The 20,300-nt window shown below is 69.4% G+C and carries 20 protein-coding genes; 9 read left to right on the top strand and 11 right to left on the bottom strand.

What is annotated here, in order from left to right; translation table 11 throughout:
- Positions 1–82: 82 nt before the first annotated feature.
- From hsaB to AC07EG_RS10620, 5 genes are read right to left on the bottom strand one after another with little or no spacing between them, the layout of a single operon-like run.
- Positions 83–628, bottom strand: a complete 546-nt coding sequence (hsaB, locus tag AC07EG_RS10640; RefSeq protein ID WP_478252801.1) for a 3-hydroxy-9,10-secoandrosta-1,3,5(10)-triene-9,17-dione monooxygenase reductase subunit — start codon at positions 626–628, stop codon at positions 83–85.
- On the bottom strand, positions 625–1,530 hold the full coding sequence (gene hsaC, locus AC07EG_RS10635; RefSeq protein ID WP_478252800.1) for an iron-dependent extradiol dioxygenase HsaC: 906 nt from the start codon (positions 1,528–1,530) through the stop codon (positions 625–627). Before hsaC ends, hsaB begins: the two co-directional genes overlap by 4 nt.
- Positions 1,530–2,378, bottom strand: coding sequence for a 4,5:9,10-diseco-3-hydroxy-5,9,17-trioxoandrosta-1(10),2-diene-4-oate hydrolase (hsaD, locus tag AC07EG_RS10630; RefSeq protein WP_478252799.1), 849 nt, complete (start codon positions 2,376–2,378; stop codon positions 1,530–1,532). The genes hsaC and hsaD overlap by 1 nt, the downstream gene beginning before the upstream one ends.
- 2 nt (positions 2,379–2,380) lie before the next feature.
- Positions 2,381–3,559 (bottom strand): 3-hydroxy-9,10-secoandrosta-1,3,5(10)-triene-9,17-dione monooxygenase oxygenase subunit, encoded by a 1,179-nt coding sequence (gene hsaA / locus AC07EG_RS10625; protein ID WP_478252798.1) that lies wholly within the window; start codon positions 3,557–3,559, stop codon positions 2,381–2,383.
- Between the two features lie 10 nt (positions 3,560–3,569).
- Positions 3,570–5,162, bottom strand: coding sequence for an FAD-binding protein (locus AC07EG_RS10620; RefSeq protein WP_478252797.1), 1,593 nt, complete (start codon positions 5,160–5,162; stop codon positions 3,570–3,572).
- A gap of 105 nt (positions 5,163–5,267) precedes the next feature.
- Here AC07EG_RS10620 and kstD point away from each other — a divergent pair, with 105 nt between their 5' ends.
- The 6 genes from kstD (at position 5,268) to AC07EG_RS10590 (ending at position 10,671) form a co-directional block, all read left to right on the top strand.
- Positions 5,268–6,941, top strand: coding sequence for a 3-oxosteroid 1-dehydrogenase (gene kstD, locus AC07EG_RS10615; RefSeq protein WP_478252796.1), 1,674 nt, complete (start codon positions 5,268–5,270; stop codon positions 6,939–6,941).
- Positions 6,938–8,071, top strand: coding sequence for a 3-ketosteroid-9-alpha-monooxygenase, oxygenase component (locus tag AC07EG_RS10610; protein WP_478252795.1), 1,134 nt, complete (start codon positions 6,938–6,940; stop codon positions 8,069–8,071). The genes kstD and AC07EG_RS10610 overlap by 4 nt, the downstream gene beginning before the upstream one ends.
- A gap of 1 nt (position 8,072) precedes the next feature.
- Positions 8,073–8,363, top strand: a complete 291-nt coding sequence (locus AC07EG_RS10605; RefSeq protein WP_478252794.1) for a hypothetical protein — start codon at positions 8,073–8,075, stop codon at positions 8,361–8,363.
- Positions 8,356–9,366, top strand: coding sequence for a 2Fe-2S iron-sulfur cluster-binding protein (locus AC07EG_RS10600; protein ID WP_478252793.1), 1,011 nt, complete (start codon positions 8,356–8,358; stop codon positions 9,364–9,366). Before AC07EG_RS10605 ends, AC07EG_RS10600 begins: the two co-directional genes overlap by 8 nt.
- 9 nt (positions 9,367–9,375) lie before the next feature.
- Positions 9,376–10,236 (top strand): MaoC/PaaZ C-terminal domain-containing protein, encoded by an 861-nt coding sequence (locus tag AC07EG_RS10595; protein WP_478252792.1) that lies wholly within the window; start codon positions 9,376–9,378, stop codon positions 10,234–10,236.
- Positions 10,237–10,299: 63 nt separating this feature from the next.
- Positions 10,300–10,671, top strand: a complete 372-nt coding sequence (locus tag AC07EG_RS10590) for a hypothetical protein (RefSeq protein ID WP_478252791.1) — start codon at positions 10,300–10,302, stop codon at positions 10,669–10,671.
- On the opposite strand, the gene AC07EG_RS10585 is transcribed toward AC07EG_RS10590, so the two are convergent.
- The 6 genes from AC07EG_RS10585 to AC07EG_RS10560 are packed head-to-tail and all read right to left on the bottom strand — an operon-like array spanning position 10,672 to position 16,386.
- Positions 10,672–11,832, bottom strand: coding sequence for a lipid-transfer protein (locus AC07EG_RS10585; protein WP_478252790.1), 1,161 nt, complete (start codon positions 11,830–11,832; stop codon positions 10,672–10,674).
- Positions 11,829–12,227, bottom strand: coding sequence for a MaoC family dehydratase (locus AC07EG_RS10580; protein WP_478252789.1), 399 nt, complete (start codon positions 12,225–12,227; stop codon positions 11,829–11,831). Before AC07EG_RS10580 ends, AC07EG_RS10585 begins: the two co-directional genes overlap by 4 nt.
- Positions 12,224–13,147: a bifunctional MaoC family dehydratase N-terminal/OB-fold nucleic acid binding domain-containing protein gene (locus AC07EG_RS10575; RefSeq protein ID WP_478253083.1), complete on the bottom strand. Its 924-nt coding sequence runs from the start codon at positions 13,145–13,147 to the stop codon at positions 12,224–12,226. Before AC07EG_RS10575 ends, AC07EG_RS10580 begins: the two co-directional genes overlap by 4 nt.
- A 5-nt stretch (positions 13,148–13,152) precedes the next feature.
- Entirely contained in the window at positions 13,153–14,325 is a 1,173-nt protein-coding gene (locus tag AC07EG_RS10570; protein ID WP_478252788.1) for an acyl-CoA dehydrogenase family protein, read from the bottom strand.
- The gene (locus tag AC07EG_RS10565; RefSeq protein ID WP_478252787.1) at positions 14,325–15,362 is read right to left on the bottom strand and encodes an acyl-CoA dehydrogenase family protein; all 1,038 of its coding nucleotides are present in this window, start codon (positions 15,360–15,362) and stop codon (positions 14,325–14,327) included. Before AC07EG_RS10565 ends, AC07EG_RS10570 begins: the two co-directional genes overlap by 1 nt.
- Before the next feature lie 58 nt (positions 15,363–15,420).
- Entirely contained in the window at positions 15,421–16,386 is a 966-nt protein-coding gene (locus AC07EG_RS10560; protein ID WP_478252786.1) for a GlxA family transcriptional regulator, read from the bottom strand.
- A 71-nt stretch (positions 16,387–16,457) separates the two neighbouring features.
- Here AC07EG_RS10560 and AC07EG_RS10555 point away from each other — a divergent pair, with 71 nt between their 5' ends.
- The 3 genes from AC07EG_RS10555 (at position 16,458) to AC07EG_RS10545 (ending at position 20,195) form a co-directional block, all read left to right on the top strand.
- Positions 16,458–17,222, top strand: a complete 765-nt coding sequence (locus AC07EG_RS10555; RefSeq protein WP_478252785.1) for an NAD(P)H-dependent oxidoreductase — start codon at positions 16,458–16,460, stop codon at positions 17,220–17,222.
- Positions 17,223–17,313: 91 nt separating this feature from the next.
- A complete protein-coding gene (locus AC07EG_RS10550) occupies positions 17,314–18,954 on the top strand; it encodes a DUF262 domain-containing protein (RefSeq protein ID WP_478253082.1) in 1,641 nt (546 codons plus the stop codon).
- 2 nt (positions 18,955–18,956) lie between these two features.
- Entirely contained in the window at positions 18,957–20,195 is a 1,239-nt protein-coding gene (locus AC07EG_RS10545; protein WP_478252784.1) for a type II toxin-antitoxin system HipA family toxin, read from the top strand.
- Positions 20,196–20,300: the final 105 nt, after the last annotated feature.

Raw genomic sequence — 20,300 nt, 5'->3', positions numbered from 1 at the left:
TCGAACCCCGGGGTCAGGCGCGGGCGAGGAGCCGGATGGCGGCGGAGCGGTCCGGTGCTCCCAGATCTCCCGCAGCAGTGGGCTACAGCCAATCGTCCGGGCGGGGCCAGTCGAACAGTTTGTCGATTTCCGTCCGCGCCCGCTTCGCCGCATACTGGCCACGGTAGAAAAGCAGGGGCGCACCGGAATCCTCGGCTTCGGCACCCAAAGCGCGCACCCGGCCGATGACGACGTAGTGGTCTCCGGCCTGGTGCACGGTTTCCACCGAGCAGTCGAGCCAGGTGAGCGCCCCGTCCAGCAAGGGCGAACCGGACGGGGCCGGGTGCCACGCCACCGAGGCGAACTTGTCGGCCCCCCGCGCCCCGAAAACCGCGGAAAGCTCCTGCTGTTCCTCCGAAAGCACGTTCACCGCGAAGGAACCGCTGCGCGCGATGACCGGCCAAGAACCCGAATTGACGGAAACGCAGAAGAGGACCAGCGGCGGATCGAGGGAAAGAGCCGCGAAGGACTGGCAGGCGAAACCCACCGGCGAAGCACCGTCGTGCCCCGTCACCACCGCGACACCGGTGCAGAAGTGCCCCAGCACCGCGCGGAACCGCGCCGCCTCGATCGCCGCCGCGGCCGTCACCGCTCTTGCGCCCCGATCGAGAAGTCGTGCCCCCACAACGACACGGCGGTGCTCTCGCGCGCCATCCAGTTGTCGTCGTCGACCTGACGGCCCTCGCAGCCGAATTCGATGTCGAACCCGCCGGGCGTCTTCATGTAGAACGACAGCATCAGGTCGTTGACGTGCCTGCCCAGCGTCGCCGACATCGGCACCTTCCGCCGCAGCGCGCGGTCCAGGCACAGGCCCACGTCGTCGGTGTTCTCCACCTCGACCATCAGGTGCACGATGCCGCTCGGCACCGGCATCGGCAGGAACGCCAGGCTGTGGTGCCGCGGGTTGCAGCCGAAGAACCGCAGCCAGGCAGGCTCGCCGCCGGCGGGCCTGCCGACGAACTGCGGGGGCAACCGCATCGAATCCCGCAGCCGGAAGCCCAGCACGTCCCGGTAGAACCGCAGGGCCGCGCCGTCGTCGTGGGTGGACAGCACCACGTGCCCGAGGCCCTGTTCCTCGGTGACGAACCGGTGCCCGTACGGGCTGACCACCCGCCGGTGCTGCAGCGCGATGCCGTGGAACACCTCCTGGGTGTTGCCGGACGGGTCCTCGAAGGTGATCATCTCGACCACGTGCCGGTCGGCCAGCTGCTCCGCGGTGCCCTCCTTGAACGGCACCTCGTGCGCGGCCAGGCTCTGGCGCACCTCCTCCAGCTCGGCGGCGTTCGCCACCTCCCACCCGGCCTGCGCCAGGCGGTCCGCCGAGCCGGGCACGATCACCAGCCGCGCCGGGAAGTCGTCCATCCGCAGGTACAGCGCCTCCGGATCGGTGCCCTCGCCCTCGACCATGCCGAGCACCTTGAGCCCGTATTCGCGCCACGCGGGCACGTCCGTGGCCTCGATGCGCAGATAACCCAGCGATCGGATGCCCATCAGTTCACCCCTCCGCCGAGGAATTCGATGGCGAGCCGGTTGAACTCGTCGAACTTCTCCACCTGCGCCCAGTGCCCGCAGCGCCCGAACACGTGCAGCTCGGCCCGCGGAATGGTCTTCAACGCCACCAGCGCGCCGTCGAGCGGGTTCACCCGGTCTTCCCGGCCCCAGACCAGCAGCACGCGCTGGCGCAGCCGGTGCACCTCACGCCACAGCATGCCCTGCTCGAAGCTGTCGGGACGCATGAACGACGCGCCCATCGCCCGCATCGCGGCCAGCGACTCCGGCGTGCTCGCCAGCGCGAACCGCTCGTCGATCAGCTCGTCGGTGATCAGCGACTGGTCGTGCACCATCACCCGGAGGAAGGCTTCCATGCGCTCCCGGGTCGGCTTCGCCCCGAACGCGCCGAGCTTGCCCACCCCCTCGGTCGGGTCCGGCGCGAACACGTTCACGCTCACCCCGCCGGGCCCCATCAGCACCAGCCGCCCCGCGCGGCCACCGTGGTCCAGCGCGAGCCGGACCGCCGCGCCCCCGCCGAGGGAGTTGCCGACCAGGTGCGCGCGCTCGATCCCGAGGTGGTCCATCAGCGCCACCACGGCGTTCGCGCTGTGCGTGAAGTACTGCGGGTGCTCGGTGGGCTTGCCGGAGCGGCCGAAGCCCGGCTGGTCCACCGCGATGGTGCGGAAGGACTTGCCGAACACCGGCAGGTTGCGGCCGAAGTTGCTCCACGCCGAGGCGCCGGGCCCGCCGCCGTGCAGCAGGATCACCGCCTCCTCGTGCTCGGCCCCGGTTTCGTGGTAGTGCAGCCGGAGGTCCGGCGTCACCTGGGCGTACTGGCCTTCGGTCACGGTCACACCATCCCGTTCTCCACCGGCAGCCCGAACTCGCCGGTGCCGTACATGACGTAGGCGCGTTCCGGGTCGTTGGCCGCGTGCACCCGGCCGGCGTGCGCGTCCCGCCAGAAGCGCTGGATCGGCGTGCCGGAGCGCAGCGCGCGGCCGCCGGAGTTCTCGAAGAGGCGGTCGATCGCGGCGATCGCGCGTTCGGTGCCGCGCACCTGGTCGCGCCGGACCCGCAGCCGGGTGGCGAACGGCAGCTTCTCCCCCGCGCACGCCAGCCGGTACAGCTCGTCGATGTTGTGCGTCAGCTGGAGCCAGGCGGCGTCGATCTCGCTGGCCGCCTCGGCGATCCGCACCTTGGCGAACGGGTCCTCTTTGGACTGCTCACCGGCGTAGGCGGCCCGCACGCGACCGCGCTGGAACTCCACGTGCGCGTCGTAGGCGCCCTGCGCCATGCCGATGATCGGCGCGGTGATGGTCGACGGGTGCACCGAGCCGTAGGGCAGCCGGTAGAGCGGGCCGGGATTGACGGCCTGGCCGGGGGTCTTGCACTTCGAGGTGGCGACGAAGCTGAGCGCCCGGTGCGACGGCACGAACACGTCTTCGACGATGACGTCGTTGCTGCCGGTGCCCCGCAGCCCCACGGTGTCCCAGACGTCTTCGATGGTGTAGTCGGCGATCGGCAGCAGGTAGGTGCAGAAGTCGACCGGCTTGCCCCCGGCGTCGAACGCGGGCGCCCCCAGCAGCACCCAGGTGGCGTGGTCACACCCGGAGGAGAAGCTCCAGCGCCCGCTGAGCCGGTAACCGCCGTCGACCGCGGTGGCCTTGCCCATCGGCGCGTACGAGGAGGACAGCCGGACCTCGTGGTCGGCGCTCCAGACGTCTTCCTGTGCCTGCGCGTCGAACAACGCCAGGTGCCAGGGGTGCACCCCGAGGATGGAGGCCACCCAGCCGGTGGACCCGCAGGCGCTCGCGATGTGCTTCACCGCGGTGTAGAAGGAAACCGGGTCGGCTTCGTAGCCGCCGTACGGCTTGGGTTGCAGCAGCTTGAAGAACCCGGTCTCCTGCAACGCCTTGATCGACTCTTCGGGAATGCGGCGGGCGTCCTCGGCCTCCTGCGCCCGCTCCCGCAACACGGGGAGCAGCTCGGAGACCCCGGCGAGCACACCGCCGACACTCGGCTCTGTCATGCGCCCAAGACTAGAACACGTTCTCGTTTTTGTCGAGTTCCCGCAGCGTCCGCCCACTGTGCTTCCCGGCGCGACGACCGGAAAACACGCAGTCGGCCAGCGACAGGCCGCTCACGTAGGAACGAGAACAGATTCCCACCGCGGTGCGCCCGGCCGCGTACAGACCGGGGATCGGCCGCCGCCGCTCGTCGAGCACCTGACCGCTGTCCTCGGCCACCACCAGGCCGCCGAGGGTGAGCATCGGGCACGGGAAGGCCAGGCTCGGCCGGATCGACACGTCGACCAGTGAATACGGCGAGTTGCCGAACCGGTGGGTGAAAGCGGCGGGCTTGCCCATCGGATCGGGTTCGGCGGCCGCGGCCGCCACGGTCGCGGCCAGCCCGTCCGGATCGATCCCGGCCCGCCGCGCCACCTCGGCGAGCGTGCCACCGCTCACCCGCCCGCGCTTGAGCAGGTACCGCGTCTGCAACCACTGGAACCACTGCACGTCGCGCTGGGCCCGGGCCCGCCGGATCAGCTCGTCGTCGAGCAGGAGCCAGCCCTTGCCGCCGTGCCGCCGGATCAGCTCCTCCCCGACGGCGGCGCCGTACCGGGATTCGTCGATCACCCGCTGCCCCTGCTCGTCGACCAGCAGGCCGCCGAGGAACGCGCTCGGCGGGGTCAGGAAGCGCCACGCGGACACGCGCCCGAGTTCCGCCGTGGCACCACCGGCCGAGGTGCCCAGCTCGATGCCCGAACCGTCGTCGCCGGCGGTGCCGAGTTGCAGGCCGCGGCGGTAGGCGGGGGCGTGCGCGCGCACCCACTCGCGGTTGGCGATGAACCCACCGGCCGCGAGGATCACGCTGCGTGCCGAGATCTCCACCTCCCGCCCGAACCGCCGCTCGATCGCCACCACCCGCCGGTGCAGCGGTTTCCGCAGCGCGGGCACGTAGATGCCGGGTTTCGCTGACCACCGGCCGAGTCGCCGGTGCAGCAGCCGCGCCCACGCCGGTGCGTCACGCAGCGTTGTCGCGAGCACCCCGGTCACCGTGCCGTCGCTCGCCTGGACCAGGCGCCGGACCCGGGTCTGCGGCCACACCGCGGCCCGGCGGCGGACCTGGGCGGCGAGCGGCTCGAACAGGGCTTTCCCCGAGGTCCCCCGGCCCTTCGCGCGATGTCCGCGTGGTGCGGGCGCGGCGACGTCGCGGAAGCCGCCGGACGATTCGCTGCCGGAGTAGTACAGGTAGTGGCGGTTGCCCGGGTACGACGTCTTGTCCGGGCACAGGCTGCCCTCGAACGGCACCCCGTGGCGTTCGAGCCAGCGCACCATCTCGGCGCTGCCCTCGCAGAACGCCCGCAGGGTCCGCTCGCTCACCACGTCCCCGGCCTCCAGCCGGAGGTAGGCGTGCATGGCGTCGACCGAATCGGTGACACCCGCGTCCCGCTGTTGCGCGGTGCCCCCGCCCGCGTAGACGATGCCGCCGCTGAGCGCGGTCGCCCCGCCGCCGTGGAAGCGGTCGAGCACCAGCACGTCCGCCCCGGCTTCGGCGGCTTCCAGCGCGGCACACGCCCCCGCCGCCCCGAACCCGACCACCAGCACCCCGGTTTGCACAGCTCGGCTCACGTCCGCCAGCCTAGAACTGAAACACGTTCTCGTCTATGGTGGCCGATAGCGCAAGCACCAGCAGCTCATTTTCTATAACGCGTTCCAGTAACACGGGAGGCACGGATGCCCGACGAGTTCGACGTCGTCGTGGTCGGCAGCGGGGCCGCCGGCATGACCGCCGCACTCGCCGCCGCCCGGCACGGGCTGAGCGTCGTGGTGCTGGAGAAGGCGGCCAAGTACGGCGGCTCCACCGCGCGCTCCGGTGGCGGGGTGTGGATCCCCGGCAACGAGGCCCTGCGCGCGGCCGGGATCGACGAACCACCCGACCGGGCGCGTGAGTACCTCGAAGCCATCGTCGGCGACGTGGTGCCGGCGGAGCGCCGGAACACCTACCTCGACCGCGGTCCCGAGGTGGTCGAGTTCCTCCACCGCGAAACGCCGCTGCGGCTGCGCTGGGTGCCGGGCTACTCCGACTACCACCCCGAAGCACCCGGCGGCCGGTCCGGCGGGCGGTCCGCCGAGCCGGAGCCACTGGACGCCCGGGTGCTCGGCGCCGAGTTGGGCAACCTCGAACCGCCGTACAGCGCCCCGCCCGCCGGGGTGCCGCTGATGCAGGCCGACTACCGCTGGCTGAGTCTGCTCGCCCGGCACCCGCGTGGTCTCCTGCGGGTGCTCCGCCTCGGCGGGCGCTGGCTGGCAGGCCGGGTCACCGGCAAACGCCTGCTGGCCATGGGCCAGGCGCTCTCCGCCGGGCTGCGGGCCGGGCTGCTGCGGGCCGAAGTGCCGGTCCGGCTGAACACCCCGCTGACCGAGCTGCGCACCGAAGGCGATCGGGTCACCGGTGTGCTGGTGGGCGACGGCACCGAGATCCGGGCCCGGCTCGGCGTGGTGCTGGCCTGCGGCGGGTTCGAGCGCAACGCCGAGCTGCGCGCCAAGTACCAGCGCCCGCCGATCGGTACGGAGTGGACGGTCGGGGCGGAGGCCAACACCGGCGACGGCATCCTCGCCGGGCTGAAGCTGGGCGCGGCCACCGACCTGATGGACGACGCGTGGTGGGGGCCGTCCATTCCGCTGACCGGCGGCCCGTGGTTCGCGCTGGCCGAGCGCTCGCGCCCCGGCTGCCTGCTGGTCAACGAACGCGGCGAGCGGTTCGTCAACGAGTCCGCGCCCTACGTCGAAGCCGTGCACGCGATGTACGGCGGCCAGTACGGGCAGGGCGACGGCCCCGGCGAGAACGTGCCCGCCTGGCTCGTCTTCGACCAGCGCAACCGCAACCGGTACATGTTCACCGGGCTCGGCCCGCGCCAGCCGCTGCCCGGCCGCTGGTTCCAGGCCGGCATCGCGGCCAAGGCCGCCACCCTCGGCGAACTGGCCGAAGCGATCGGCCTGCCCGCCGGTCGCCTCGAAGCCACGGTGACCCGCTTCAACGGCTTCGCGCGCGACGGTGTGGACCGGGACTTCGGCCGGGGCGCGAGCGCCTACGACCACTACTACGGCGACCCGCGGAACAAGCCCAACCCGAGCCTCGGCCCGGTGGCGCAGGCGCCGTTCTACGCGGTCCGCGTGGTGCCCGGGGACCTGGGCACCAAGGGCGGCCTGCTGACCGACACCCGCGCCAGGGTGCTGCGCGCGGACGGCTCGGTGATCGACGGGCTGTACGCGGCGGGCAACACCAGCGCCGCGGTGATGGGCCACACCTACGCGGGACCGGGCGCGACCATCGGGCCGGCGATGGTCTTCGGCTACCTTGCGGCCGAGGACCTCGCGGCCAAGAATCGAACCGGAGGTACGCGATGACCGAGAGCTACCGCACGATCGACGCAGGCCAGCCACCGACCCGCTTCGCGCGCGGCTGGCACTGCCTCGGCCTCGCCGATTCGTTCCGCGACGGGAAACCGCACGCCATCAACGCCTTCGGCACCAAGCTGGTGGTCTTCCAGTCCGGCGACGGCAAGCTCAACGTGCTCGACGGCTACTGCCGCCACATGGGCGGTGACCTGACCCGGGGCACGGTCAAGGGTGCGGAGATCGCCTGCCCGTTCCACGACTGGCGCTGGGGCGGGGACGGCAGGTGCAAGTCGATCCCCTACGCCAAGCGGGTGCCGCTGCGGGCCCGCACCCGGGCGTGGACCACGCTGGAGGAGAACAAGCAGCTGTTCGTCTGGCACGACCCGGAGGGCAACCCGCCACCGGCGGAGCTGGCGATCCCGCGCATCGACGGCATCTTCAGCGGCCAGTGGAGCAACTGGACCTGGGACTCGGTGCTGATCGAGAACTCCAACTGCCGCGAGATCATCGACAACATGGTCGACATGGCCCACTTCTTCTACATCCACTACGCGTTCCCGACCTACTTCAAGAACGTGTTCGAGGGCCACATCGCCACCCAGTACCTGAACACCAAGGGCCGCCCGGACGTGGGCATGGCTTCGAACTACGGCGGCGAGGAGAACCTGCTGCGCTCCGCAGCCTCCTACTACGGCCCGTCCTACATGATCAACACCCTGCTCAACACCTACCAGGGCTTCGAGGTCGAGAACGTGCTGATCAACTGCCACTACCCGGTCACGGAGAACTCGTTCGTGCTGCAGTGGGGCGTCAGCGTGAAGAAGCTGCCCGGGGTGGACGACGAGCAGGCGGACAAGATCGCCGGCAAGTTCGCCAAGAGCATCGGCGTGGGTTTCCTGCAGGACGTGGAGATCTGGCGGAACAAGTCGCGGATCGACAACCCGCTGCTGTGCGAAGAGGACGGTCCGGTCTACCAGCTGCGGCGCTGGTACGAGCAGTTCTACGTCGACGTCGCCGACGTCACCCCGGAGATGACCCGGCGGTTCGAGTTCGAAGTGGACACCACGCGGGCGAACGAGGTGTGGGCGGTGGAGGTCCAGGAGAACCTGGCCAGGCAGGCCGCCGAGGCGGAGGTCTGAGGTGGCCGCTCCCCACACCGCGTTCGGCACCCCGGTCACCTCGGCCGAGGAAACCCGCGATTTCCTCAGCGGCGGCCTGGTCCCGGTCAGGTGCCGCACCTGCGCGGTCCGCGTGCTGGTGAAGAAGAACAGCCCCAAGCACACCAGCATCCAGTGGACCTCGGACAGCGTGGCGTGCCCGGTGCACGCGGCTTCGGACCGCCCGCCCGCGTTGCAGGACACCTGCCCGGAGTTGCAGCGCAGCATCGACGAAGACGTGCGGGCCGGGGTGCTGGGAGTGGCCGGTGGGTGACGTCCGGCGCCTGCGGGTGGCGGACGTGATCACCGAAACCGCCGACGCGCACTCGCTGGTGTTCGAACCGGCACCCGGCATGGACTACCGGCCCGGCCAGTTCCTGACCCTGCGCGTGCCCAGCGATCGCTGCGGTTCGGTGGCGCGCTGCTACTCGCTGTCCAGTTCCCCGCACACCGGCGATCCGCTGACGGTGACGGTGAAGCGGACCGGGTACGCGTCCAACTGGCTCTGCGACAACATCCGGCCGGGCGCGGAGCTCGACGTGCTGCCGCCGTCCGGGGTGTTCTGCCCGCCCGACCTCGACGCCGACCTGCTGCTGTTCGCCGCGGGCAGCGGCATCACCCCGGTGCTGTCCATCGTGAAGTCGGTGCTGGCCAAGGGCACCGGCCGGCTGGTGCTGGTGTACGCCAACCGGGACGAGCAGTCGGTCATCTTCGCGCGGGAGCTGCGTGAGCTGTCCGCGGCGTCCCCCGACCGGCTCACCGTGGTGCACTGGCTGGAATCGGTGCAGGGACTGCCCTCGGTCGAGCAGTTGCAGGCGCTGGCGGCGGCCTTCCCCGGCCGCCCCGCCTTCCTGTGCGGCCCCAAGCCGTTCATGGAGGTCGCGCAGACCGGGCTGAAAGCGCTCGGCTGGGACCGCAAGCTGATCCACCTCGAAAAGTTCCTTTCCCTGGACGGGAACCCGTTCGAGGAAGCGGCCGAGGTGGTGGCGGAGTCGGCCGAACCACCCGCCACGGTGCACGTCGACCTCGACGGTGAGCAGCGTTCGCTGCCGTGGCCCCGGGAACGCAAGCTGCTCGACCTGCTGCTGGACGCCGGGTTCGACGCGCCCTACTCCTGTCGTGCCGGGCAGTGCAGTGCCTGCGCCTGCCGGCTGGTCTCCGGTGAGGTCAGGATGCTCAACAACGAAGTACTCGATTCCGACGACCTCGGCGAGGGCATCGTGCTGGCGTGCCAGTCGGTTCCGCTCACCGACGAGGTCTCGGTCACCTACGAATGAGTGGTGCGCATGCCCATCGACCCGGCTGTCGCGATCGGCGCGGAAATCGCGGAGGAGCAGTTCTCCTGGACCTCTTCGGACGTGCAGCTCTACCACCTCGCGCTCGGTGCGGGGGCCGATCCGGGTGATCCGCGCGAACTGCGTTACGTGCTGGAAAACGATTTGCGCGTGCTGCCCACCTTCGCCACCGTCGCGGCCTCGTTCCACTGGACCGAGCCGCCCACGGTGTCCTTTCCCGGGGTGTCGATCGACCTGACCCGCGTGGTGCACGGTACCCAGGAGGTCGTCGCGCACCGGCCGCTGCCGGTGGCGGGCAAGGCCACCGCGCGCACGAAGGTGGTCGACGTGCTGGACAAGGGCAAGGCCGCGGTGATCATCCGCGAGACGGCCGCCTCCGACGAGCACGGTAGTCCATTGTGGACTGCCCGGTCGAGCATCTTCGCCAGGGGCGAGGGCGGCTTCGGCGGGCACCGCGGCAGCACGGCGAAGGTCGAGCCGCCGGACCGGGAGCCGGACGTGGTGCTCGACACGCCGACCCTGCCGCAGCAGGCGTTGCTGTACCGGCTGTGCGGTGACCGGAACCCGCTGCACGCCGATCCGGCGTTCGCCGCGCGGGCCGGGTACGACCGGCCGATCCTGCACGGCCTGTGCACCTACGGCATCGTGGCCAAGGCCGTGACCGACGCCGTGCTCGACGGGGACGCCGCCGCGGTCGGTTCGTGGTCGGCCAAGTTCGCCGGGGTGGTTTTCCCCGGCGAAACCCTGCGCAGTTCGATCTGGCGTGAGAACGGCCGGTGCCTCGTGGTCGCCACGGTGCCCGAGCGGGGCAGCACCGTGGTGCTTTCCGAAGGTGTGTTCATGCCACTGTGAATACCCGGTGGGTCCCTTTCCGCGTGTGGAATTCTCGACTTCGTCCACACGACGAAAACTGGGGTGAGCATGTTCGGAAAGATCGCCAGGACCATCGCGCTCGGTGCCGGTGCCGCGGCCGTTTCCCTCGGCGCGCTGGCCGCGCCCGCGCTGGCCACCGAGGCAGCCGAACCGGCGCTGGTCGGCCTGTACGACCTGCCCGGCTACGGCGGCGAGGGGCAGACGCAGTTGATCCACGGCAGCGGCGAGTTCTGCCTGCAGTTGGGCGCGCTGGACGACCGCGTGTCGTCGATCCGGCTGTCGGGCCCGGTGAAGGTGCAGGTGTTCAAGGGCTGGGGCTGCTTCGGCGAAGCGCGCGAACTGACCCAGAGCGTGCCCGACCTGGGCCTGATCGGCTGGGACAACCAGATCTCGTCGGTCCGGATCACCGCCTGATCACGAGGTGAGCACGAGGGCACTGGTCGGCACCCCGGTGCCCGCCGTGACCAGCACGCGGCCGGCGCCGTCGACCTGGTTGACCGCCGTGCCGCGGAGCTGGCGCACGCCTTCGGCGATGCCGTTCATGCCGTGGATGTAGGCCTCGCCCAGCTGCCCGCCGTGCGGGTTCAGCGGCAGCGAGCCGTCCAGTTCCAGGTGCCCGTCGGCGATGAAGTCCTTCGCCTCGCCCCGGCCGCAGAAACCCAGTTGCTCCAGCTGCATGAGCACGTACGGGGTGAAGTGGTCGTAGAGCACACCGACGTCCATCTCGGCCGGTGAGAGCCCGGACTGCGCCCACAACTGCCTGGCCACCACGCCCATTTCCGGCAGGGCGGCCAGGTCGTCGCGGTAGTAGCTGGTCATCACGTACTGGTCGGTGCCGCTGCCCTGGGCCGCCGCGGCGATCACCGCGGGCGGGTGCGGCAGGTCGCGGGCGCGGTCCACGCCGGTGATCACCAGCGCCACCCCGCCGTCGCTCTCCTGGCAGCAGTCGAGCAGCCGCAGCGGTTCGGCGATCCAGCGGGACGCCTGGTGCTGCTCCAGCGTGATCGGCTTGCCGTGGAACCAGGCGTGCGGGTTCGTCGCCGCGTGCTTGCGGTCGAGCACCGCCACCCGGCCGAAGTCCGCGCTGGTGGCGCCGTATTCGTGCTGGTAGCGCCTGGCCAGCACGGCCACCGTCGCGGCCGGGGTGGCGATGCCCATCGGGTGGTGGAAGCTGTTGTCCACGCCCGAGGAGTTCACCTGCTGCGCCGCCGCCGCGGACACCCGGCCGAAGCGGTGTCCCGAGCGCTCGTTGAACGCCCGGTAGGCCACCACCACGTCGGCCACCCCGGTGCTCACCGCCATCGCCGCCTGCTGCACGGTGGCCGCCGCCGCGCCCCCGCCGTAGTGGATGCGGCTGAAGAAGGTCAGTTCACCGATGCCCAGTTCCCTGGCCACCGAGATCTCGCTGCTGGCGTCCATGGTGAAGCTGACCAGTCCGTCCACATCGGACAATTCCAGCCCGGCGTCCAGCACGGCCGCCCGCACGCATTCCGCGGCCAGCCGGAGTTCGCTGCGGCCGGAGTCCTTGGAGAACTCGGTGGCGCCGATGCCGGCGATGGCGGCGCCGCCCTTCACGCGGCACCTCCGGGCAGGGCGACCCGCACGGTGCCGGTCAGGTGGTCACCCAGCGCACCGCGGGCGCTCACTTCGACGGTGATCTCGTCACCCTCCTGTTCGGACACCCGCCCGGCGAGAACGAGCGTGTCGTGGGCGTAGCACGGCACGCCGAGCCGGATCTTGATCGAGCGGATCAGCGCTTCGGGACCCGCCCAGCCGGAGACGAACCGCTGCACCAAGCCGTTGTCGGTGAGGATGTTGACGAAGATGTCCTTCGAACCGCGGGCGATCGCAGCGTCCCGGTCGTGGTGCACGTCCTGGAAGTCGCGGGTGGCGATCGCCGAGCTGATCACGAACGTCGGCGTCACCTCGACCTTCAGCTCGGGCAGTTCGGTGCCCACCAGCGCGGTCACGACACCACCCGCCAGGCCGGCAGGGTCAGCTCGTCGTCGATCCGGAGGAAGGCCACTTCCACTGCCTGTCCTATGTGGACGCTATTGGGAGCGGCGTCCAGCAGTTCCCCGAGCACCCGCACGCCCTCCTCCAGTTCGACCAGCGCGACCACGAACGGCAGTTCCTTGCCCGGCACCGGCGGGTGGTGGTGCACCACGTAGCTGTAGACCGTGCCGCGGCCGGAGGCGACCACGTGGTCCGGCACCGCGCCGGGATCGCCGTCCGGTGGCATCGGGCCCGGCGGGTGCCGCAGCACCCCACCCCAGCGCTGGATGCGCAGTTCACCGACCCGGGTGCCCTCCCAGAAGAACGCCGTGTCCGGGCTGATCACCGGACGCAGCACGGCGGTCCCCGGTGGCGCCTCGACGATCTTCGCCGGTTCGCGCGGGCGGAACTTGAGCAACCGGAACACCATGTCCGCCACCAGTTCGTCACCCACGTACCAGTTCGTCCTGGTGGTGACGAACCAGCCCTCGCCGAGGGCGGTCTTCTTGGGCCCGGCAACGCCTTCGAGCAGCGTGGTGGCCGAGACGTGCTCCCCCGGCCGCAGGTAGCGGTGGTAGTTCTGGTCCGAGTCGGTCGCCACCACCGAGGTGTAACCCGCCTCGTCCAGCACGGACATCATCGCCCCCAGCGGGTCGTCCTCGGCCCGGGTGCCGTGCAGGCCGGTCATCGTCCACACCTGCGCCATCGCCGGTGGGGCCACCAGCCCGCCGTGCACCGACCGCCCGGCGAACTCCTCGTCCACGTACACCGGGTTCGCGTCGCCGATCGCCTCGACCCAGTTGTGCACCATCGCCCGGTTCACCGGGTCGCGGGCGAACCGCCTGCCGGACTCACCCCGCGCGGCGATGCGCTCGGCCGCCGCCTCGATCCCCACCCCCGTCATCGCGGCACCCTCGGCAGGTTCAGCCCGGCGGTGGCGATCAGTTCGCGCTGGACCTCGTTCACCCCACCGCCGAAGGTCAGCACCAGGTTCCGCTTGGCCAGCCGGTCGAGCAGCTCGGCCAGCTCGGCGGTCTCCGGATCGGCCGGGTCCCCGTGCCGCCCGAGCACCTCCTCGGCGAGCCTGCCGATCCGCTGCACCCGCTCCGAGCCGAGCACCTTGGTCGCGGAGGCGTCCGCGATGTCCACCCCGGACGGTTTGGCCACGCTCGCCACCTGCCAGTTGAGCAGTTCGTTCACCCTGGTCACCGCCCGGGTCTCGGCCAGCACCGCCCGCACGTCGGGCAGGTCCAGCAACGGGGTGCCGTCCGGGGTGGAGCGCTTCCCCGCCCACGCCCGGACCCGGTCGTGCAGGCCGCCGAGGCGCCCGGCCGGGCCGAGCATCACGCGCTCGTGGTTGAGCTGCGTGGTGATCAGCCGCCACCCGGCGTTCTCCTCGCCGACCAGCCGGTTGGCCGGGACCCGGACGCCGGTGTAGTAGGTGGCGTTGGTGTGGTGCGCGCCGTCGCAGGTGATGATCGGCGTCCAGCGGTAGCCGGGATCGGTGGTGTCGACGATCAGGATCGAGATGCCCTTGTGCTTGGGCGCGCCGGGATCGGTGCGCACGGCGAGCCAGACGTAGTCGGCGTCGTGGCCGCCGGTGGTGAACACCTTCTGGCCGTTGACCACGTATTCGTCGCCCCGGCGCACGGCGGTGGTGCGCAGCGAGGCGAGGTCGGTGCCCGCTTCCGGTTCGGTGTAGCCGATCGCGAAGTGCAGCTCGCCGTCGAGGATCCTGGGCAGGAAGAAGGTCTTCTGCTCCTCGGTGCCGAACGCCTGCAGCGTGGGGCCGACGGTCTGCAGGGTCACCGAGGGCAGCTGCACCTCGGCGCGTGCCGCTTCGTCGGCGAAGATGTGCTGCTCCAGTTCGCCGAACCCGCGGCCGCCGTACTCCTCCGGCCAGCCGACGCCGAGCCAGCGGTCACGGCCCATGCGCCGGACGATCTCCCGGTACACCTCGCCGTGGCGGTCGCGCACCATGGCCCGGCGTTCCTCCGCGGACACCAGCCCGGCGAAGTAGGCCCGCAGTTCGTCGCGGAGCTGCTGCTGCTCGGCGGTCAGTTCGAGGTGCATCAGGCCCTCCCCGCCAGTTCGCCGAGCCGGTGCGCGTGGCCGCCGAGGAACCGCACGAGGTCCTTGGCGGCGGCCGAGTAGCGGTGCAGCGGGTAGCTGGTGTCGACGCCGAGCCCGCCGTGCAGGTGGTGGCAGGTGCCCATGGCGAGCGGCACCTGTTCGGCTGCCCAGTAGGCGGCGATGCCGAGTTCCTCGTCGGCGTCGCGATCGGTGGCCAGGCGCCAGATCGCCGAGGTGGTGGACAGGTGCACGGTCCGCGAGGCGATGTAGACGTCGGCGATCTGCTGCGCGACGGCCTGGAAGGCGGCCAGCGGCCTGCCGAACTGGACGCGCGTCCCCACGTGCTCGGTGGTCAGCTCGAGCGCCCCGGCGAGCAGGCCGTCGAGCACCGCCAGCGCACCGGCCAGCGCGAACCGGTGCACGCCGTCGATCGCGCCGCCGAGCAGATCGCCTTCGCCGACCGGAGTTTCCGAAAGGGTCACCCGGTGCTCGGGGGTGGTGCCGGACCGGTACGACTCCTCGACGGTCACGCCGGGCGCGTCCGGGCTGACCAGGAACACCCCGGTGCCGACCGGCAGGGACGCCGGAACCAGGATGCGGGTGGCCCCGGCCGCCCGGGGCACCGCGGTCTTCACCCCGTCGAGCAGCCAGCCGCCGCTGACCGGCCGCGCGCTGGTGGACGGCCGGCGCGGGAACGGCGCCGACGGTTCGTGCAGCGCGGCGGTGACCACCTCGGTGCCGTCACCGAGGCCCGGCAGGAACGCCGCCCGCTGCTCGGGGCTGCCGAACGCCTCCACGGGCAACGCGCCCAGCGCGAGCGACGGCCACGCCGGGACGTCGGCGGCGACGCGGCCGACCTCGGTGAGCAGCGCGGCCACTTCCGCGACACCGAGCCCGTCCCCGCCCAGCTCGGCGGGCAGCGGCAACGCGAGCAGGCCCGCCTTGGCCAGCTCGGGCCAGGAATCGGTTTCACCGCGCAGGATCTGCGCCGCCAACTCGGTGACCGCGGCCTGCTGCGCACCGGGGGTGAAGTCCACTCGGGCCTCCTGTCGCCTCGCGGCTAGAACCTGTTCTAGTTCTAGCCCGGATCGGCGATCACGGCAAGCCCCCGCGGAAGGTCGCCCGGTAACTGCTCGGCGAGACCCCCAGCGCGGCCTGGAGGTGCTGGCGCAGCGAGGAGGCCGTGCCGAAGCCCGCCTTCTCGGCGACGCGGTCCACCGGGAGATCGGTCTCCTCCAGCAGCTGGCGGGCCCGTTCCACGCGTTGCTGGGTGAGCCAGCGCGCGGGCGACGTACCGACCTCCTCGTGGAACCGCCGGGTGAAGGTGCGCACGCTCATCGCGGCCCGTTCGGCCAGGTCGTGGCGGGTGAGCGGGCGGTCGAGGTGCGCCAGCGCCCACGCCCTGGCCTCCCCGGTCGACGAGGCGCGGTGCTCGGGCACGGGCCGCGGGATGTACTGGGCCTGGCCGCCCTCGCGGTGCGGGGGCACCACGGTGGTCCTGGCCACTTCGTTGGCCACCGCGACGCCGTGGTCGCAGCGGATCATGTGCAGGCACAGGTCGATGCTGGCGGCCTCCCCGGCGGAGGTCAGCACGTCGCCGTTGTCGGTGTAGAGCACGTCCGGATCGAGGTCGACGCGCGGGTAGAGGCGGCGGAACTCGGCGGCGGACTTCCAGTGGGTGGTCGCGCGCCTGCCGTCGAGCAGCCCGGCGGCGGCGAGCGCGAAGGCACCGGTGCAGATGGAGGCGATGCGGGTGCCGGGCCGGATGCGGGCGAACGCGTCGGCGAGGCCGGCGGGCAGGCGGCCCTCGGTTTCGGTCTCGTCGAGTTCGTGGGAGGCGAGCACGAGCACCGTGTCGGCCTCGGCCAGCACCTCCGGCCCGGCGCCGACGTGGATCGGGAAGTCGGCGTCGGTGCGGACCTCGCCGGGGGTGAGCGCGCAGGTGACGATGTCGTACAGGCGTTCCCCGCCGGGGGCGGTGGCGCGCCCGAAGAGCTGGTGCACGATGCCCAGCTCCAACGGCATCACCCCGTGACGAACGAAGGCGGCGACGAGTGACATGGCCCAATTCTGGCACATGTTGTCCTTTGGGCCACTGGTGTGCGTCGGCCGGCGGGCGCAGCATCGGGGTCATGAAGGTGCTTTGGGTATTCGCGCATCCGGAACAGGCTTCGCTCAGCGGTCTCCTGCGGGACGAGGGTGTGGCCGCGCTCACCGAACACGGGCACGAGGTGCAGGTTTCGGACCTCTACGCGATGAAGTGGAAGGCCGTCGTCGACCGGGACGACTTCCCGGAGGAGGAACCGGGCAGGCTGGCCGTCGCTCCGGCGTCGAAGCGGGCTTACGAGGCGGGGACGCTGAGCGCGGACATCCGGGCCGAGCAGTCGAAGCTGCGGTGGGCGGACACCGTGGTGCTGCAGTTCCCGCTGTGGTGGTACAGCGTGCCGGCGATCCTGAAGGGGTGGGTGGACCGGGTTTTCGTGAAGGGCTTCGCCTACGGGGTGCAGGCGCCGGATGGGCGGACGCTGCGGTACGGGGAGGGCACGCTCGCCGGGAAGCGGGCGCTGGTGGTGCTGACCGCGGGGAGCCGGGGCCCGGCGTTCGGCCCGCGGGGCATCAACGGGGAGCTGGAGCAGGTGCTGTTCCCCCTGCTGCACGGCACCTTGTGGTACACCGGCATGTCGGTGTTGCCACCGGTCGCCGTCTACGGTGCGGACCGGGTTTCCGCCGAGGAGCGGGCCGCTGCTGTCGCCTTGATCCGGGAAAAGGCCCTGTCCGCCGAACACGACGCCCCCTTGCCCTACCGCCTCCAGAACAGCGGCGATTACGACTCGGATCTGGTGTTGCGCCCGTCCCACCACCCTGGGCAGACCGGACTCGCCGTCCACTACACCTAGGTCGGCCGTACCACACGCCGACACCTCCTGCGCCGCAGTTCGGCCTCTGTCTGGCAAGGTTCTCACCAGAGGAGAGGAGACTGCCGTGGCGATGACTCTGAGTTCGCCCCTCAACACGACGACCATCGATGTTGAGTCGCTGGTGGACATGGCCTGGAGCGGTCAGATCCGAGTACCGAGTTTCCAGCGGGACTTCCGCTGGCACTGGGAAGACGTACGCAGGCTCTTCGACAGCATCGTCCGAGGTTACCCGGTCGGGAGCTTGCTGCTCTGGGTCAGGCAAGCAGACCAGCAACACCTTCACCTGGGAAAGCTCCACATCGAAGCCCCGGCCAGCACCGAGGCACTATGGGTGGTCGACGGCCAGCAACGCATCACCAGTCTCGCGAACTCACTGCACGCTGAAGGAGCAAAAGAACCGACCTTCGCATTGGCGTACGATCTCCGGAGCGACGATTTCGTCCGCCCACCGAAGATCGAAGACCCGATGGTCATACCATTGCCAGTTCTGTTCGATCTTCAGAAAATCCTCCTGTGGTTCAACGCACATCCGGAAATTTCCGAGTATTTGGACAAGGCCAGTCGAATAACTCGGACATTGCGACAGTTCGGAATCCCCGCCTATCAGGTCCGCCAAGAGGACCCCAAAGTACTGCAAGACATCTTCGACCGAATGAACAACTACGGCAAGCGACTCACCCGAGCCGAGATCTTCTCAGCCCTGAACGACCAAGAGGTCGAAGGGCAACTGACCATCGACCTCGTCGCCGAACACATCGCCGCCGATCAGAATTTCGGCTCCATCGACGGCAACACCGTACTGCAAAGTGTACTCGCTCCACGCGGAAGCGATGTCAAGCGAGACATCCGAGATGAGTTCACAACCGACGAGGAGAGTCGCGACGAGGCATTCCGAAAAGGAGAGGAAGCAATACGGCGAGCAGTCGAATTCCTGCAAAACGAAGCACAAGTTCCGCATTTTTCCATGCTTGCCTACCATTACCTGCTGCCACCCCTGGTTCGCCTTTTCGCCCACCACCCCGACCCGGACCAGCGAAACAGGAGGCTACTCCGCCGCTGGTACTGGCGAGCAGCCATTGCCGGGCCGCAGCAGTTCAAGGCCGGCACGGGGGACGCGGCCAGGATGTTGTGCTCACGGGTGTACGAGAACAGTCTCAACAACTCCGTCCGCGACCTCCTCGAACTGGTTGAGCGGACCGACAGGACCACACTCGACCTGGGCAGCTTTGCCACCAATCAAGCAGCAACGAAGATAGTTCTCTGCTCCTGGTGGGCGAACAAGCCGCGCCATCCAGACACCCTGGAACCCTATGAGGTGTCCGACCTGTCGAACTGCCTGACGGATCGCCGTACCGCAAGAGAGGCAGTGCGCTACCTCGCTCCGAAAAGGTCCGTCCCCAGGAGCTACCGGCAATGGGCAGCGAACCGGGTTCTCATGCCAACGCTCGACGTGGACTCCGAAGAGGTCGGCATACAGCTCGCCGGCAAGCCCAACCCGGACGACGAGACCTCATGGAATGAATTCCTTCGATCCCACATACTCTCCGAAGAGATAGTTTTCATGATCGGCAACGGCCAGCCAGCGAAAGCGCTGGAGTTGCGCCACGAGTTACTCAAAGAAAACTTGGAAAATTTCCTTCAAATGATGTGCGAGTGGGGATTCGAAGACACGCCACCATTATCCTACCTCATTGTCGACGACGAGAGCTAGCGATGCCCACAGCCGAGAAAAACCACGGTGTATGGCTCAGCAGGAAACGCGTCGGCACGCTACATCAACGCGGCGACTACACATGGTTTTCATTCTCCGAGGAATACTTGTCCGAACCGGGAAGACCGGTACTCGGCCTAATCTTCGAGCAGGATCTCACCGCTCGACACGCGAGTGCCCTGCGCTTGCCTCCCTGGTTCTCGAACCTTCTCCCCGAAGGACCATTACGCAAGTGGATAGCTGCAGATCGAAAAGTTTCGACCGATCGCGAAATGGAGCTGCTGGCCCAGGTCGGACACGACCTTCCCGGCGCCGTGCGCGTCTTCCCCGAGGAAGTCACGTCAAGTGACGGCTGGATCCCCGCCGACCCAGCGGTGACCGGAACAGTGACCGAGGAAGCCCCCGAGGGGTGGAGATTCTCCCTAGCTGGGGTCGGCTTGAAGTTTTCGATGATCCGACACGATGACCGCCTGACATTACCAGCCCACGGGGAAGGTGGCGACTGGATCGTCAAACTTCCGGACCGCGTCTACTCGGATGTGCCACTCAACGAGTACACGATGATGTCATTGGCAGCCGCTTCAGGCATCGAGGTACCCGAAGTACTGCTCGTGCATCGGGACAACCTGGACAACCTACCGGCCAACATCTGGCCAGAAAATGAGGACTGGGCATACGCCGTTCGGCGGTTCGACCGCGACACGCACCGGCAACCGGTACACATTGAAGACCTTGCCCAAGTTCGCAACGTATACCCTGATCACAAATACCAAGGAAACTTCGAAACTGTCGCGTCTCTGATCTACCGACGCCGGGACGTGCGGTCATTGCGCGAATTCGTCCGACGACTGACCTTCAACACCCTCATATCCAACGGCGACGCGCACCTCAAGAACTGGTCACTGATCTATCTCAACGAACGCATTCCCGCCCTCTCCCCCGCTTACGACCTGGTGAGCACCGCGCCGTATCGCGCCGACGAACCCGAGGACCTCGGCCTCAAGCTACGCGGTAGCCGAGATTTCGCCCGAGTCAACCTTCAGTCCTTCTCTTATCTGGAGAAGCGCCTTGAAGCCACCGGAGCCGATCTTGCCGAAGTTGCCGCCGAAACGATCGAGAGAGCCGTCGAGTCATGGCCCGAGCATGCCGACTTGCTTGAATCAAACAAAACACTCCAGGCCAGCGTGGACACCAGCATCCGGATGCATCGGCAAAGCCTGTTGCGGAATCAGCACCACTGATATCCTTGATTCCAACTCGACCTCCTGTCGTTGCTTTGTCTCGCTGATCGGGCCGTTGTTGCCCAGGGTCGAGCGTCGGTTCCGCATCCCGGCGGCTGGACGACC

The sequence above is a fragment of the Amycolatopsis sp. NPDC045836 genome (assembly GCF_056431745.1).
This window is presented reverse-complemented; position numbering and strand designations above follow the sequence as displayed.